Origin of the sequence: Mesorhizobium sp. B2-7-2 (genome assembly GCF_006440775.1) — a bacterium.
Classification (GTDB): Bacteria; Pseudomonadota; Alphaproteobacteria; order Rhizobiales; family Rhizobiaceae; genus Mesorhizobium.
Genome location: NZ_VFTZ01000008.1, coordinates 233,521 through 249,818, shown reverse-complemented (window position 1 = coordinate 249,818; position 16,298 = coordinate 233,521). Strand labels below are relative to the sequence as shown.

Here is a 16,298-nt window from a genome sequence, read left to right as displayed (position 1 = left end):
ACCGAGGATTCCTAATGGCGAACAATGAGATCGACCATGCCTTCATCGCCCGCTCCAAGACGGGCGCGTCGTTCGAGCCGACCTATGCCGGCGCGCTGTCGTTCATGCGGCGCAAATATACGAAAGACGTGAAGGGCGCGGACGCGGTCGTGTGGGGCATTCCCTTCGACGCCGCCGTCACCAACCGGCCCGGCGCCCGCTTCGGACCGCAGGCGATCCGCCGCGCCTCGGCGATCCTCGACAACGATCCGCAATATCCATTCTCGCGCGACCTCTTCGAGCATCTTTCAGTGGTGGACTATGGCGATTGCCTGCTCGACAGCGGCAATCACCAGAAGACTCCCGGCACGATCGAGCGCGAGGCGGCCAAAATCCTGAAATCAGGCGCGTTCCTTTTGACGCTGGGCGGCGACCATTTCGTCACCTGGCCGCTGCTCAAGGCGCATGCCGCGATCCACGGGCCGCTTGCGCTGGTGCAGTTCGACGCGCATCAGGACACCTGGCCCGACGACGGCAAGCGCATCGATCATGGCTCCTTCGTCGCCCGCGCGGTGAGGGAGGGCATCATCGACCCCGATCGCTCGATCCAGGTCGGCATCCGCACGCATGCGCCCGACACGTTCGGCATCAAGATCCTCTACGGCCATGAGGTCGAGGAGATGCGCGCCTCCGACATCGCCTATGCGATCGTCGAGCGCACCGGTGGCAAGAAGACTTATCTCACCTTTGACATCGACTGTCTCGACCCGGCCTTCGCGCCCGGCACCGGCACACCGGTGGCAGGCGGCCCCTCCTCGGCCAAGATGCTGTCGACGCTGCGCCAACTCGGCCAGATCGACATCGTCGGGGCCGACATCGTGGAGGTTGCGCCGGCCTATGATCATGCCGATATAACGGCAATCGCCGGATCGATCATCGCCATGCATTATCTCGGTCTGCTGGCGGAGCGAAAGGCGCGGCTCGACGAACTGAGCAACGGCAATCATGCCGCGGCAAATCACGCCTACGGCATATGACATTGGAATCGCGAGGAATTTGGCAAGCGATGAAACCGAAAATCTTCATTGACGGCGAACACGGCACGACAGGCCTGCAGATTAGGGCGCTGCTGGCCGACCGTGGCGACCTGGAGATCATCTCCATCCCGACGGAACGCCGCAAGGAGACTGCCGCCCGCGCCGAGTTCCTCAACGCGGCCGATGTCGCGATCCTTTGCCTGCCGGATGCGGCGGCCAAGGAAAGCGTGTCGCTGATTGCGAACGATACAACCAAGGTGATCGACGCCTCGACCGCGCATCGCGTGGCCGAGGGGTGGGAGTATGGCTTCGCCGAAATGGACAAGGACCAGGCGAAGAAGATCGGCAGCGCGCGACGCGTCGCCAATCCGGGCTGCTGGCCGCAAGGGCCGATCGCGACGCTGCGGCCGCTGGTTGCGGCCGCCCTGCTGCCTGCCGACTTCCCGGTGACCGTCAACGGCATTTCCGGCTATTCAGGCGGCGGCCGGCCGATGATCGAGGACTATGTCGGAAAAGGCGAGGACGCGCCCGAGTTCCTGCCCTACGGGCTGACGCTGCAGCACAAGCATGTGCCAGAACTCCGCACCTATGCAAAGCTGTCGCACGACCCGATCATGCAGCCGGCCGTGGGCAATTTCGCGCAGGGCATGATCACCGTGGTGCCGCTGCAGCTCGGCGGTCTCGACCGGGTGCCGACCGGCGCCGAGCTTCACGCGGCGATTGCCGACCACTATGCGTCGATCGATGGCGGCGTAGTCGAGGTCGCGCCCTACACCCATATGGAGCGCATCCCGGAGATCGATCCGGAGATCTATAACGGCACCAACCGGATGAAGGTCTATGTGTTCGCCAATGACGAGAGGGCGCAGGCGCTGCTGATGGCCGTCTACGACAATCTCGGCAAGGGCGCGTCGGGCGCCGCGGTGCAGAACCTCGACCTGATGCTCGGCATCAAGCACTGAGCGGTCGTAAACCTGGAGCTTGCTGCCGCCGAGGCGATCCGCAAGGTTCGCCTCAGCCTCTGACGCGTATATCGGTCGGCAGCGGATAGGCGCCCTTGGTGCCGCGCCAATGCGCGGCAGCGAAGCCAAGCAACACAAGCGCGATCGTCTGATGCGTCAACGCCATGTGCAGCGGCACCTGCATCAATAGCGTGCCGATGCCGATCGAGGCCTGGACGACCACCAGCGCGAACAGAAGCGTGGCCCGGCGGGCATGGGTGGTGCCGGGCTGGCGCCGCCACGTCGCGATCATATGCCAGAGCGCCACGACAAAGATCGCATAGGCGCCCAGCCGATGGACGAACTGCACCGTCTTCGGGTTTTCAAAGAAGTTCAGCCAGGCGGGCTTCAGAAGAAGCAGATCGGAGGGGATCACCTTTCCATCCATCAGCGGCCATGTGTTGTAGGAAAGGCCCGCGTGCAGCCCCGCGACCAGCCCGCCGAGATAGATCTGGATCAGCGTCAGCAGCACGATGACGCCGGCGAGCCGCTGCGTCGACCGGTCGGCGGCCGGCTCGGAATGCGGCGCCAGGCCGCGCGCCACCACCATTGTCGCCGTGAAGATCAGCGCGGCAAGCGTCAGATGCGTCGCCAGCCGGTATTGGCTGACCGAGACGCGGTCGACTAGGCCCGAAGCTACCATCCACCAGCCGATGGCGCCTTGCAGTCCGCCGAGCAGAAGGATGCCGAGGAGCTTCAGCCCGAGGCCGCGTTCGATGCGGCGCGTCGCCCAGAAGAACAGCAGCGGCAAGGCAAAGACCACCCCGACGCTGCGCGCCAGGATGCGGTGCGCCCACTCCCACCAGAAGATCGATTTGAAATCCTCGACGCTCATGCCCTTGTTGATCTCGGCATATTGCGGGATCTGCTGGTAGCGCTGGAACTCTTCCTGCCATTCGGCGTCGTTGAGCGGCGGGATGACGCCGTGGATCGGCTGCCACTCGGTGATCGACAGCCCCGAGCCGGTGAGACGCGTGGAACCGCCGACCAGCACCAGCGCGACCAGCACCAGCAGCACGACGTAGAGCCAACCGCGCACCAAAGCGCGGTTGTGGAGATCGCGGTCGCGTGCGGCATAGGGAGCCGTGGCGGTGATGGCAGCCATTTCGCTTTCCCGGCGGTTGAAACGCGCGATTGGTGGACCAAGGCCGCTCAACTGGCAAGACTGGACAGCGCGGCACGCCGTCGCGCCGGGCCGCGACGGTTGCGCCCTCTTGTCATTCGGCCTAAGCGGGGCGAGTCAACGGAACCGCAACATGCCCATTCGCCTGAAAAAGCTGATCGGAACTATATTGCTGGTGGCGCTGGTCGTCTTCTACGCGCTGATCGCCTCCGCCATCGCGGTCACCAGGCTCGCCGAATACGGGCCCACGGCGCATCTCCTGTTCTTCCTGCTCAGCGGCTTTCTCTGGGTCCTGCCGGCCATGGCCATCATCAAATGGCTGATCATCGAGCCGCGCCCGAAGGGCTGATCCTAACCGGCGTCAGGCAAGCGCTAGGCAGGCCTAGACCGTAACGACCATCTTGCCCGCATTGGCCAGCGGCGTCGTGATGCCGGACAGCATCGTGCGGATATGCGCAAGGCTCTGATAGCGGCCATTGACGGAGATGCGCGGCAGCGCGTGCAGGAAGCCGGCATGCTCGGGGCGCAGCACTCCATGCCGCGTGGTCACCGCCGAGGCATAGCCTGCATCGCGGGCGAAGCCCACCTCGCGGCAATCGACGGCGCTGGCATAGCCGTAAGGATAAGCCAGATGACGCGGCTCCTCGCCAAGCTTTTCCTTGAGGATGCGGCGGACATCGCCGATCTCATGGCGCGCATCGGCCTCGGACAGCCGCTTCAAGTTCCGATGGTTGACGGTGTGCGCACCGATGGTCACCAACGGGTGCGCGGCCATGATGCGAAGCTCATCCCAGTTCATCAACGTGCATGGGCGGCCCGAGCCGATTTTGAACCCAGTCGAACGGGCGAGCTCGCGCAGCGCTGCGCCCTGCTCCTCCTCGGGGACTTCCAAGGTCAGCCAGGCGTTCAGCCGCGCGACGGCCTGGATCTTTCGGCCCTGTGTCGAGCAATCGATCGTCGTCGACTTGCCCGCCATCGTCAGCGTCAGGCGCGAGCTGGTGTCGACGATGTCCTCGATCACGTCCCACCAGAGATCGACGGCGCCGTCGATCAGGCCCGGGGCGACGTAGATGGCGATCGGCGCGCCGTGTTTTTCCAGGATCGGAAGAGCCTCGGTCATGTTGTCGCGATAGGCGTCGTCGGCAGTGATCGTGGCGAACTGGCCGCCTTTCCCGCCCGTCTTGATGCGTTCGATCGCTTCATCAAGGGAAACAAAGGCATAACCACGCCCCTTCATGTCCGAGATCAGCCTGTCGAGGAAAGTGGGAGCGATGTTCAGATGCCGATTGACGCTGTTCGGCTTCTCCGGTGCCGCGGTGACGCGGTGCAGCATCAGGATAGCGCCGATGCCGCCGACAAACGGCCGCGCCAGAGGCGCAAGGCCGGAGTAGCGGGCAAGGTTCAGCGCCAGTTTCCGGATTGCATCGCCCCCGTCGATCATTCCTTCACCTTTTGCGCCTAGGCTTATTCAAGCACGACATTCGCCCATGCGAACCCCAGGTTGCAACCAATACGTCTTAAGGATTGAGGGATGGTTGACGCCACCGCGTCATTTGACGGCAATCGGGTCGCGGCCAATGAGGCTTCCGCGCGCCCGGTGCTAGCCGACCAGGACCGGTGGACTGCGACCGCAAGCGACGGCACCGGCGTTGCCGACTACGTGCAATTCTGCGCCTCGGCGCTGTTCGCGCCGGCGCAAAGCGCATCCTGGGTGAGCAACTGGGCGGCCGCGACCGGCGCCGACATGGTTGTCGCGACGCTCTCCAGCGATGGCCGCCCGGCGCTGTCGCTGGCCCTGGAGATCGTGCGAAGCGGCCCGTTCAATGTTGCCCGTTTCGCCGGCGGGCGCCACGCCAACGGCAATTTCGTCGCCGCCGACCCGCGTTTCCTGCCTGCTATCGACGGCCGGGCAATCCGCTCGATGTTCCAGGCAATCGCGCGGGCGCGGCCGGATATCGACCTGATCTCGCTGGAAAGGCTGCTGCCAGACCTCGACGGCGTCGCCAACCCGCTGGCCGCGCTGCCCGGCTTTCCAAGTCCGAACCTTGCGCTTGCGGTCGATCTCGACGGCGGGTTCGACGCGCTGCTGTCGCGCGCGAGCGGCAAGCGCAAACGCAAGAAGCACCGCTCGCAGACGCGCAAGTTCGAGGCTGTCGGCGCCTTCCGCCGCATCGAGGCCCGCACCCGCGAGGAGGTCGATAAGCTGCTCGATGCCTTCCTCGAGATGAAGGAGGTGCGTTTCGCCAAGATGGGCATCGCCAATGTCTTCGGCGACAGGCAAGTACGCGACTTCTTCCGGGCGCTTTTCGCCGATGCGCTGGCCGAGGAAAAGCCGCCCTTCCTGCTGCACGGCTTGGACGTGGCGGGCAAGCTGCGCGCGGTGACCGGCTCCAGCCGGTCCGGCAAGCGGCTGATCTGCGAGTTCGGCGCTATCGCCGAGGACGATCTCTCGTCCACCAGCCCGGGCGACTTCCTGTTCTTCGACAACATCCAGGAAGCCTGCGAGCTCGGCTTCGATGTGTATGACTTCTCGGTCGGCGACGAGCCTTACAAGCGGCTCTGGTGCGACATCGAGGTCCAGCATTTCGAGGTGCTTGCGCCGCTGACACTTAAAGGCCGCGCATTGGCGACGACGATGCGGCAAGGCGCGCGCGCGAAGGCCTTCATCAAGAACAACCCGACGGTCTGGAAGCTGACCAAGATGCTGCGCCGCAAGGCTGCCGGACAGGCGGCGCCCGCCGCGGTCGAGGACGACAGCTAGAGCAATTCCAGGAAAAGTGTGAGCGGTTTTCCGTCCGGAATTGCGTAAAAACAAAGAGATAGAGCGGTTCGCCGTTTCCGTGAAACGGTGAAACGCTCTAGGCTGGCAAGAGTCGCACAATCGCCGTCGCGCCCCAGGCGATGCGGGCAAACGGGCCGAGACCCAGAGGACCCGACGGAACCTATCGAGTGCCGAGAGGTTTTCGCACTCGGAAGGAGATATGGCTATGGCTAAGTGCGACCAGTGCGGCAACGACTATGACAAGGCATTCCTGGTGAGCCTGGGCGGGCAAACCTACACGTTTGACAGCTTCGAGTGCGCTGTCCAGAAGCTTGCGCCGACCTGCCCGCATTGCAGGGTACGGATCATGGGGCATGGCGTCGAGCAGGGCGATGTCATCTATTGCTGCGCGCATTGCGCCGGGCAGGAAGGGGCCAACGCCTTGACCGATCGCGCGCCTTGATATGCGCGGTCCCTTTGATCCTTCGCCGAAGGGCCATGCGGGAAGCCTTTTCCAGAGGTCAACGGAATCGTCGTGCTCAACGGCAAGATTCTTGGCAGCGCACTTAACTGCGACCCAGACTACGCCGCCTGAACGATCTCGACCAGTTCAACGTCGAACACCAGGTCCTTTCCGGCCAACGGATGATTGCCGTCGAGCTTGACGCTGGCGTCGTCCACGCCGATGACCGTCACTTGCATGGGACGGCCCTCGCGGCTGCGAGCCTGCAATCGGGCGCCAACATCGACGTTGATGTTTGCCGGCACGCTGGCGCGGTCGATGGTTACCACCGCTTCGGGGTGATGGGGGCCATAGGCATCGTCGGCGGGAACGGTGACGGTGCTTTTCGTGCCGACTTCCATGCCCTCCACATGCGTTTCGAGACCAGGAATTACCTGTCCTTCACCCAGTGTAAACTGCAACGGTTCACCGCCGGAAGAATCGAATTGGGTGCCGTCGACCAGACGCCCGGTGTAGTTGATGCGTACAGTGTCGCCGTTCTTGGCCTGTGTCATAACAGCCATCCTTTTGGGAGTTTGGGGGGCCGGCCTAGGGTTCACGGTCCCGCTGTCGATCATCCACGCATGAAGGTGCGTAGCGCGAAACATCAGAACTAGGTGCTTTGCCGCCGATGTAAAGTGCGGGAGCCGCCGAGAATGCCCGGGCCGGTCCTGTAGCCCGAGGATTATCATGCCCCGCATCCACTGAACCGTGCTCGATACGTCGCGGTCCCGGCCTCTGCTCCCAGCATCTCGAGGCGTTCGTAAGCGTGCAGAACAGCCCTATTGGCCCGCAGCCTTATGCAGCCGACCGGCGTCCGGGCAATGGATCTCCCGGCTCATGGCCGACCGGCGTGACCAGCGTGACGTCCGGATAGCCGTTCTCGATCAGCTTGACCGCGGCCTGCGTCACCTGGTCGTCGGCTTCCAGCATGGACAGGAAGACTTCGGTGCCGTCGCCGACCAGGCGGCCGATGCCTTGCGCGTCGGCCGGACCGCATTCGACCACGACGAGATCGTAGGCCGTGGTCAGCGACTGCATGATGATGGGCAGCCGGTCAGCGGCGCGCATGGCGCGGACAGGGTCGGCGGTGCCGACCGGAATGACATGCGCATCCGAATAAAGATCGGGGTGGATGACGTCGCTGAACTGCGCTTCGGAAGCAAGCAGATTGGTGATGCCCGGGAAAAGGCTCGAATCCAGCATCGGCCGCGATGCGGCGCCCGATGCCGTGAGGTCAAGCAGCAGCACGCGCAGGCCGGCGTCGGATACTTCACGCGCCACGAGCACGGCGGACGCGGCCGCTTCGTCGCCTTCCGGCGACACGAAGATCGCACGCGCCGCGCCGGAAGCGATCAGCTTCTCGGCAGCCTTGTCGACGTCGATCTCGCCGAGCCTGGACGGACCCGGTTTGGGTTCCGGCTCGGGCATTGGTTGCCCTGCCGCAACGGTGTCGGCTTCAAATGTCTCATTCTGCGCGATCGGCGGCTGCCTCTCCGGCCGTCGCTCGCTGGCCATGGCCGCCTCATAGGGCGCGAAAGGACCGTGGTCGTCCTCGATTTCGGCTACAACCGGCTCGGTGCGAGCCGCAGGCATCGCCACCTGCTCGATATCGGTGAAACGGGCGCCGGCGGACGGACGCATGGCGCGGCCCGAGAACAGCTCGCCAAGCAGCGTGCCGATCGCCATCAGCAGCAGCGAAGCGGCGGCGGCGGCCCCGGTGATCGGCCCGATCTTCGGGAAATAAGGTTGCGACGGCACCTGGGCCTGCGCGATCAGGCTCGCCGCCACAGGCGAGTATCTGCGATCCTTGCGCGAGGCTACCGCATTGTAACTTGCCATATAGGATTCAAGCTGTTGGCGCTGAACGTTCGCGTCGCGCTGCAAGGCATCCAGCTGCACCTGCTGCTCGCCGGCGCGCGCTGACGCGGCCTTCAAGGTGTTGACGTCCGCGATCAGCTGATCCTCGCGGGCCTTCGCCGTCTGAGCCTGGGCCGACAGCCCCCGGATGATCTTTTGCGCCTCATTGCGAATCTGGCCGTCGAGGTCGGCAAGCTGCGACTTCAGCGCCCGGATGCGCGGATGGTTGTCGAGCAGGGTTGTGGAAAGATCGGCGATATTGGCCCTCAGCTCCACCTGACGCTCGCGCAGACGCTGGATTAACTCGGAAGACAGGACTTCCGGCACGCTGTCCAGCGAACCGCCATTCTGCAGCGCCCGGCGCACGCTCTCGGCACTCGCCTCAGCCGCGGCGCGGCTGGCGCGCACACGCGACAATTCGCTCGACAGCTCAGAGAGCTGCTGGGTCGGAAGCACCGAATTGTTGCCGCCCATCAGCAGGTCGGACTGGGCGCGGAACGCCGCGACCTTGGCCTCGGCATCCCTCACACGATTCTGCAGATCGGCGATTTCGGGCGCCAGAAAGTTGGTCGCGGCGGCGTTCGATTCGAGCTTGGCGTCGCCCTTCGAGGCGATATAGGCCTCGGCAATGCCATTCGCGACCGCTGCAGCAAGCTTGGGATCCTTCGAGGCGAACTCGATCGCGATCGCGCGCGTCTTTTCAACGGCGTAGACATTGAGCTTGTCGTGCATGGCGTTCAGCACACGCTCGTCCGGCGGGATATCGAAGGGATCGCTTTTCAAGCCTACGAGCACAAGCACACGCCCGAGCGACGACATTTTCAGCGTTTCGTCGAACTCCGGCAACTTGTCCAGGTTGAGCTTGGTCGCCACCTGCTTGAGGATGTCGGGCGAGGAAATGATCTGGACCTGGGTGGCCACGCCCTGCTCGTCGAGAATCGGCTTGTCGTCATCGTTGGTGCCCGGCGGCCGGGTGTATTCCGATTCGCGCGAGCCGATCTCCAGCTTGGCTGTCGCCTTATAATAGGGCGTCGCGAGCCAGGCGAAGGCGAAGGCCAGCCCGGCGACCAGAAGCGTCACAAAAACAATGCGCAGCCAGTTCCTCGCAAGGCTCGCGAAAAGCTGTCTCAGATCGACATCGACGTCTGCGGCCGCTGACTGGACGGACATGCATCCTGCTCCGAACTTTGAGTCGAGGCTGGACCGTAAAGAACTATGGTAACTCACCCGTTAAGATCAGAATGAATGCTTATTAGATAGCACTCAAAGAAGATTGCGCGAAAGCAATAGAACAATTTGGTTTTTACCGATCTCCGGTCTCCCGGACCGAGCTCCTTTACCGCCCATTAACCCTAACAGGATGATAACGGTCGCACTTTCCTGGGGTTGTGCCGCGGCTTGCGGCAAGAGCGAAGAAGGTTCCTGGCCGGTCATGAAAAGCACTGCTTCCCTCTTTCGCGCTTTGCTTGCCCTGTCGCTGCTCACCGGCTGTTCGAGCTACCGCCCGACACCCGCCGCCTTTCACGAGGTGCTCGATCAGCCCTACCGACTCGGCGCCGGCGACCGCGTCCGCGTCACGGTGTTCGAGCAGGACGGGTTGACCAACACCTACAGCGTCGACCAGTCCGGCTATCTGTCCTTTCCGCTGGTCGGCGCGGTGCCGGCGCGCGGCCACACCGCGCAGCAATTGGAAAAGGCGATCGCCGACAAGCTGCGCCAAGGCTATCTGCGCGATCCCGACGTTTCGGTCGAAATCGACCGCTACCGGCCGATCTTCGTCATGGGCGAAGTGGGCGCTGCCGGGCAGTATTCCTACGTGCCGGGACTCACCGTGCAAAAGGCGGTCGCCATCGCCGGCGGCTTCACGCCGCGCGCCAATCAGGGGAGCGTCGACATTACCCGCGACATCAACGGCAAGGTGATGACCGGGCGGGTGCTGACATCCGATCCGCTCCTGCCCGGCGACACCGTCTACGTCCGCGAACGGCTGTTCTGAAAAACCCGTCGTGGCGGTGAACCTCAGGATCGTGCACTGCTTTCGCTCACCTGTCGGAGGAATCTTCCGGCACGTGCGCGACCTGACCGAGGCGCAGGTCGCCGCCGGCCATGCGGTGGGAATCGTCTGCGACTCGACCACCGGTGGCGACTATGAGGAGCGCTTGTTCGAGGCGATGAAGGACCGCCTCGCGCTCGGCATCCATCGCACGCCGATGCAGCGTCATGTCGGGCCGGGCGACCTCGCCTCGGCCTGGCGCACCTATCGAATCATCCAGGAATTGCGGCCGGACGTGCTGCACGGGCACGGCGCCAAGGGTGGCGCCTATGCCCGGCTGTTCGGCTCACTGTTGCGGGTATCAAGGTTTCGCGTTGCCCGCCTCTATTCGCCGCATGGCGGCTCCCTCCACTATGACGAAACGACGGCGATGGGGAAGCTGTTCTTCGGCCTGGAGCGCTTCATGGCGCGCTTCACCGATTGCCTGCTGTTCGTTTCCGACTACGAGCGCAACACCTATCGCCGCAAGGTCGGCGAGCCGCCCATACCCAACACGCTTGTCTATAACGGCCTGCGCGCCGCCGAATTCGAACCGGTGACGTCGGCGGCGAATGCCGCCGATTTCCTGTACGTCGGCATGATGCGCGACCTGAAGGGCCCCGATATCTTCATCGATGCGCTGGCCCTGGCCGGCAATGAGCTCGGACGCCCCTTAAGTGCCGTGATGGTCGGCGATGGCGACGACCTGCCGCGCTATCACGCGCAGGTCGAGCGGCTCAGTCTCAAGAACCAGGTCCGCTTCCTGCCGCCGATGCCGGCAAGAGATGCTTTCACGCTGGCCGAGATGATCGTCGTGCCGTCCCGCGCGGAGGCGATGCCCTATATCGTGCTCGAGGCTTTAGCCGCCGGCATGCCGATGATCGCGACCGCTGTCGGCGGCATTCCGGAAATCTTCGGCGAAGGCTCCCCTGCCCTGATCCGCCCCGACGCATCCCAGCTCGCCGCCAAAATGGGCTCGGCGCTCAGCGACTTCGACGGCTATCGAAAACTGATGCCGCAAGCCGATGAGCTGAAGGCCCGATTCGGCGCGGACGTCATGGCCGCCGATATCGAGAAGGCCTATTTCGCGGCACTGAACAAATAGGCCGCGAGCCACAACAACTCCAAAACCACCGGTTGTTTCAAGGCTTTCTTAGCTCTCTTTTGCTATGCAGTTGCGCGAAGCTCGCGGACAGTTCCCATGAATGAGATCGACCCCGCGCACCGCTTTTCCATGGATGCGGTGCGCAACTACGATGCTCCCGCCGACGGCGAAAAGCCTGGCGGCATCAACGATGTGGCGCGCCAGGTCGCTTCGCAGTACCGGCGCGATACGATGTCGCCGATCATGGTCAGCGGCGTGCTGCGCATGGTCGAGTTCGCGATGCTGTTCCTGTCTGGGCTCGGCGTCTATTTCTACTATGTCGGCTTCTTCAGCTATCTGGCCTGGCAGTATCCGCTGGCGATCGCGGCGACGTCGTTCCTGGCCGTGGTGCTGCTCGACGTGACCGATTGCTACCAGGTCGCGGCGCTGATGCGCCCCCTCGCGAATTTCGGCCGGGTGCTGCTGGTCTGGGCCGGCAGCTTCGCGCTGATGGCGCTCACCGCCTTCGCCATCAAAGCGTCGGAAGACTATTCGCGCCTGTTGTTCGGCACCTGGTTCGTGGCCGGCTTCGCGCTGATCTTCGGCCTGAGACTGGTGATGTCGAGCCTCATCCGGCGCTGGGCGCGCGACGGCCGCATGGAGCGCCGCGCGCTCATTGTCGGCGGCGGCAAGGCGGCCGAGCAGCTGATCCGCTCGGTCGAGAAGCAGCCCTATAACGACATCCGCATCTGCGGCATCTTCGACGACCGCAACGACAAGCGCTCGCCGCCGATCGTCGCCGGCTACCCGAAGCTCGGCACCATCTCCGAGCTCATCGAATTCGCCCGCATCGCGCGTATCGACATGCTGATCGTGTCGCTGCCGCTGACCGCCGAATCGCGCGTGCTGCAGCTTCTGAAGAAACTCTGGGTTTTGCCGGTCGATATCCGGCTCTCCGCGCATTCCAACGCGCTGCAGTTCCGGCCGCGCGCCTATTCCTATATCGGCTCGGTGCCGATGCTCGACATCTTCGACAAGCCGATCAACGACTGGGATTCGGTCGCCAAGCGCGCCTTCGATATCGTCTTCTCGCTCATCGGGATCATTGTCTTCTCGCCGGTGATGCTCGCCACCGCGATCGCCATCAAACTCGACAGCAACGGTCCGGTGCTGTTCAAGCAGAAGCGGCACGGCTTCAACAACGAGATCATCGAAGTCTACAAGTTCCGCTCGATGTTCACCGACCGGTCCGATCCGACCGCCAAGCAGACGGTGACCAAGAACGATCCGCGCGTCACCCGCGTCGGCCGCTTCATCCGCAAGACCTCGATCGACGAGCTGCCGCAGTTCTTCAACTCGCTGCTCGGCTCGCTTTCGCTGGTCGGGCCGCGCCCGCATGCCATCGCCGCGCAGTCGCACAACCTTCTCTACAACGAGGTGGTCGACGGCTACTTCGCCCGCCACAAGGTCAAGCCCGGCGTCACCGGCTGGGCGCAGATCAATGGATGGCGCGGCGAGATGGACACCAACGAAAAGATCCGCATGCGCACCGAATACGACCTCTATTACATCGAGAACTGGTCGATGCTGTTCGACCTGCGCATCCTGTTCCTGACGCCGATCCGCCTGCTCAACACGGAAAACGCCTATTGAGCGCCGTCGCCCATGAGTTGCAGCCGCAGGCTGTCAGCCAGTTGCAGCCACAGGCTGTCAACCAGTTGCCGCCACAGGCGGTCAACCAGTTGCAGCCGCAGGCTGTCAACCAGTTGCCGCCGTGGTCGGTCAACGCCAAGCTGATCTCGCTGATTGCGTCGGCGGCGATCGGCGTCGGCATCCTGCTTTCCGGCTTCGTCATCAGCGAGCCGGCGCCCTATGAAATCTACATGGCCGGGCTGATCGCGGTCTGGGCGCTGTTCGGGCTTCGGATCTCGCGCGCGATCGTGCCCCTGCTGGTGCTTCTGGTGGCAATGAACATCGGCGGCATGATCGCGATGACGCAGATGGCGGACCTCGCCAACACGCCGCTCTATCTCTCCGTCTCGCTGTTTCTGGCCTTCAGCGCAGTGTTCTTCGCCTCGGTGACCTCGGTCCAGCCGAGCCTCTACCGATTGATCTTCATCGCCTATGTCGTGTCGGCGGTGGCGACGTCGCTGCTCGGCATCGCCGGTTACTTTCATGCGTTTCCGGGCGCGGAAATGTTCACCAAATACGACCGCGCCGCCGGTGCCTTCCAGGATCCGAACGTGTTCGGGCCGTTCCTGGTGCTGCCCGGCACCTACCTGCTCTATCTGCTCTTGACCGGTCCGGTGTCGCGGATGCCGCTTCTGGCGGTGCCGCTGCTCATCATCACCGCCGGCATCTTCTTCTCGTTCTCGCGCGGCGCCTGGGGCATGTTCGCCGTGTCGGCGGTGCTGCTCACCGCCTGCCTCTTCCTGCAGAGCGCCAGCGGCAAGTTCCGGCTGCGCGTGGTGGTGATGACGATCGCTGCCGCGGCGCTGCTGGTCATCGCCCTCATCGTCATCCTGCAGTTACCCGGCGTGTCGGACATGTTCACACAGCGCGCGCAGCTTGAGCAGAGCTACGATTCGGCGCGGCTCGGCCGCTTCGCCCGCTATTCGATCGGCTTCCAGCTGGCGATGGAGCACCCGTTCGGCATCGGCCCGCTGGTCTTCGGCACGATCTATGGCGAGGACACGCACGACATCTGGCTGAAGGCGTTGATGGATTATGGCTGGCTCGGCTTCGTCTCGTTCCTGACGCTGACGCTATGGACGATCGGCGCCGGCTTCCGCATCCTTCTGCGCGACCGGCCGTGGCAGCCTTATCTGCTTTGCGCCTATGTCGCCTATCTCGGCAATATCGGGCTCGGCACCTTCATCGACATCGACCACTGGCGCCATCTCTACCTGCTGCTCGGTCTGATCTGGGGCGCGATCGCGCTGGAGTACCGGCACCAGCGGGAATTGCGGCTGGCGCAAGCGCTGGTTCCGGCAGTGACCGCGCCACCTGTCTCGGGCAAGAGCCGTGCGGCCGTGTTACCTTAACCCGGCTTTTAGCAGGCCATCGACAAGCAGCTCAGTGTCCTCTGGATATTTGTGCGGGGGCACTTTACGCCACTGCTCGGTGGTAAAATTCGGGTGCACCTGCAACAACGCATGAGCATGTCTTTCCGCTTCCCGGGCATTGCCGAGATGGGCATGGCTCGCTGCCATAAGCCGATGGCCCTCGGAGCCGTCCCGCATCTTTTGCAACGTTTCTATGGTCTTTTCATATTCGCCCAATTGGAAATAGGCGTCGCCGAGATACCAAAGATAAGCATCGGGATAGTAGGGGTTCAGCCGCATCGCCCGCTCGAGTAGTTGCACGGAGCGTTCCGCCTGGCGAACATAGACAAGGCAGTCGCCCATTTCGGCCAGCAGATCGGCGTCGTTGGGATTGAGTTGCAAAGCGCGTTCATAGGCGGCGATCGCTGGATCATGTTCCTTTTTGTAGAGATGGGCCAAACCCATCTCTGAATAGCCGCGCGCATCGAGATCGTCATGCAGGACGGCCAGATTTGCCAGGTTCAACGCCTCGTTCAGCGCTCCTTCCGGATCCTTGGTCCAGGCATAACGCCATTCGACGTTGAACGTCCGCGACAGGGCCGCATAGCTGCGGGCATAGCGAGGATCGAGATTGCGTGCCTGCTCATAAAGCCGCCGGGCATGTGAATTGCTCTCCGGACGGAAGCGGAAGCTGAGATCCTGCCCGCGCAAGATCATGCCGTAGGCATGAATATTGGGATGGTTTTGCGATATCAATCGTCGCTTCTCGGCCATGTCGATATGCACGGCCAGCCGCGACGCGGTCGTCGCAGTCACGTCGTCCTGGAAGGCAAAGATGTCCTCGATGCCGCCGTCGTAGCGTTCCGACCAGATCGTATTCTCGGTCTGCGCCTCAATCAGGTCCATGGCAATCCGAAGACGGTTGCCCGCACGACGCAAGCTTCCCGACAGGAGATAGCGAACGCCGAGCTGATTGGCGATCTCGCGCAGCGATTGCGTCCGCGCGGCAACGGCCAGTGTCGAGTGCCGCGCGATCACCATGAGGTTGCGGAACCGGCACAGATTGGAAATCAGGTCGGCTACGACACCTTGGCACAAGTGAAGGTCCGCCGGATCGCCCGAAACGTTCTCGAGCGGCAGGACTGCCAGCGAACTCTCCGGGGCGAAGCGCTCGGGCGCAGGCGCGAATGGCAGAGCCGAGACGCTGGGCTCGGCATGCGACAATTCGAAATCGACTGCGAAGACCTCTACCTCGTCAGCAATGTTTTTCAGCTTTTGCTTGCCCAGCGAGCGGAACGAGCACTCGCTATCACTGCGAACAATCTGGCGAACGGATTCAGCGATGCAGATGCCGCGCGGCGGCGCCAGCGATTGTATCCGCGCAGCCAAATTAATGCCGTGGCCATAGATCTCACCGTCGCTGGCGATCGTATCTCCAACGGTGATGCCGATTCGATATGCGACAGGTTCCTGGGCGCCCGACCATACCGCCTCGTTGGACATTTCCCGCTGCATCTCGATCGCGAAACGCAAAGCCAAAGCTGCACCAGGAAACAGCGCCACCAGGCCGTCGCCGGCGGTGTCGACAACTGAACCGCCATAGTCGCCGACAAGGCCGCGTATGAAGCTGAGCGATCGGGTCAGGCGGACAACCGTTCCGGCCTCATCCTGGTCCATGAGTCTGCTGTAGCCGTGCACGTCCGCGTAGACGATCGCGGACAGCTTTCGATTAAGCATCTCGTAGCGGCTAGTGACCATTGCTCTTCCCGCCGGTGTTCCCAACAACCACCGGGCAGTGCAGCATAGCACGCAGAAATCGCCAACAGCATCCTGGAAAGAAAGACGTGCTCAAAGGAATATTGCTGAGATTTAAAG

General features: G+C 63.2%; 14 protein-coding genes. 9 read left to right on the top strand and 5 right to left on the bottom strand.

Features of this window, described 5'->3' with window-relative positions; all coding sequences use genetic code 11:
• Window positions 1-14: 14 nt before the first annotated feature.
• Entirely contained in the window at window positions 15-1,016 is a 1,002-nt protein-coding gene (gene speB, locus FJ425_RS13970) for an agmatinase (protein WP_140541327.1), read from the top strand.
• Between the two features lie 29 nt (window positions 1,017-1,045).
• Complete coding sequence (gene argC, locus FJ425_RS13965; RefSeq protein ID WP_140541326.1) at window positions 1,046-1,978, top strand: N-acetyl-gamma-glutamyl-phosphate reductase; 933 nt, start codon at window positions 1,046-1,048, stop codon at window positions 1,976-1,978.
• Window positions 1,979-2,030: 52 nt separating this feature from the next.
• Here argC and FJ425_RS13960 read toward each other — a convergent pair whose 3' ends face one another.
• Window positions 2,031-3,122 carry a COX15/CtaA family protein gene (locus FJ425_RS13960; RefSeq protein WP_140541325.1) on the bottom strand — a complete coding sequence of 364 codons (1,092 nt, stop codon included), beginning with the start codon at window positions 3,120-3,122 and terminating at the stop codon, window positions 2,031-2,033.
• Between the two features lie 151 nt (window positions 3,123-3,273).
• On the opposite strand from FJ425_RS13960, the gene FJ425_RS13955 reads away from it, so the two are divergent.
• A complete protein-coding gene (locus FJ425_RS13955) occupies window positions 3,274-3,489 on the top strand; it encodes a DUF2842 domain-containing protein (RefSeq protein WP_140541324.1) in 216 nt (71 codons plus the stop codon).
• 33 nt (window positions 3,490-3,522) lie between these two features.
• On the opposite strand, the gene FJ425_RS13950 is transcribed toward FJ425_RS13955, so the two are convergent.
• The gene (locus FJ425_RS13950) at window positions 3,523-4,581 is read right to left on the bottom strand and encodes a polysaccharide deacetylase family protein (RefSeq protein WP_140724202.1); all 1,059 of its coding nucleotides are present in this window, start codon (window positions 4,579-4,581) and stop codon (window positions 3,523-3,525) included.
• 90 nt (window positions 4,582-4,671) lie between these two features.
• On the opposite strand from FJ425_RS13950, the gene FJ425_RS13945 reads away from it, so the two are divergent.
• The gene (locus FJ425_RS13945; RefSeq protein WP_140724199.1) at window positions 4,672-5,901 is read left to right on the top strand and encodes a GNAT family N-acetyltransferase; all 1,230 of its coding nucleotides are present in this window, start codon (window positions 4,672-4,674) and stop codon (window positions 5,899-5,901) included.
• Between the two features lie 226 nt (window positions 5,902-6,127).
• Entirely contained in the window at window positions 6,128-6,364 is a 237-nt protein-coding gene (locus tag FJ425_RS13940; protein WP_073989633.1) for a hypothetical protein, read from the top strand.
• A gap of 119 nt (window positions 6,365-6,483) precedes the next feature.
• Here the strand turns inward: FJ425_RS13940 and FJ425_RS13935 are convergent, their stop codons facing one another.
• Complete coding sequence (locus tag FJ425_RS13935; protein WP_140724196.1) at window positions 6,484-6,918, bottom strand: peptidylprolyl isomerase; 435 nt, start codon at window positions 6,916-6,918, stop codon at window positions 6,484-6,486.
• Between the two features lie 283 nt (window positions 6,919-7,201).
• Complete coding sequence (locus tag FJ425_RS13930) at window positions 7,202-9,433, bottom strand: exopolysaccharide transport family protein (protein WP_140724194.1); 2,232 nt, start codon at window positions 9,431-9,433, stop codon at window positions 7,202-7,204.
• 262 nt (window positions 9,434-9,695) lie between these two features.
• On the opposite strand from FJ425_RS13930, the gene FJ425_RS13925 reads away from it, so the two are divergent.
• The 4 genes from FJ425_RS13925 (at window position 9,696) to FJ425_RS13910 (ending at window position 14,423) form a co-directional block, all read left to right on the top strand.
• Window positions 9,696-10,259 (top strand): polysaccharide biosynthesis/export family protein, encoded by a 564-nt coding sequence (locus tag FJ425_RS13925; RefSeq protein ID WP_140541319.1) that lies wholly within the window; start codon window positions 9,696-9,698, stop codon window positions 10,257-10,259.
• 10 nt (window positions 10,260-10,269) lie between these two features.
• Window positions 10,270-11,400: a glycosyltransferase family 4 protein gene (locus FJ425_RS13920; protein ID WP_140724191.1), complete on the top strand. Its 1,131-nt coding sequence runs from the start codon at window positions 10,270-10,272 to the stop codon at window positions 11,398-11,400.
• A gap of 96 nt (window positions 11,401-11,496) precedes the next feature.
• Window positions 11,497-13,032, top strand: coding sequence for an undecaprenyl-phosphate glucose phosphotransferase (locus FJ425_RS13915; RefSeq protein WP_140724188.1), 1,536 nt, complete (start codon window positions 11,497-11,499; stop codon window positions 13,030-13,032).
• A gap of 167 nt (window positions 13,033-13,199) precedes the next feature.
• The gene (locus FJ425_RS13910) at window positions 13,200-14,423 is read left to right on the top strand and encodes an O-antigen ligase family protein (protein WP_246677934.1); all 1,224 of its coding nucleotides are present in this window, start codon (window positions 13,200-13,202) and stop codon (window positions 14,421-14,423) included.
• Here FJ425_RS13910 and FJ425_RS13905 read toward each other — a convergent pair.
• The gene (locus tag FJ425_RS13905; RefSeq protein WP_210241691.1) at window positions 14,415-16,181 is read right to left on the bottom strand and encodes a tetratricopeptide repeat protein; all 1,767 of its coding nucleotides are present in this window, start codon (window positions 16,179-16,181) and stop codon (window positions 14,415-14,417) included. The two genes, FJ425_RS13910 and FJ425_RS13905, sit on opposite strands and share 9 nt — an antisense overlap.
• Between the last annotated feature and the right edge of the window lie 117 nt (window positions 16,182-16,298).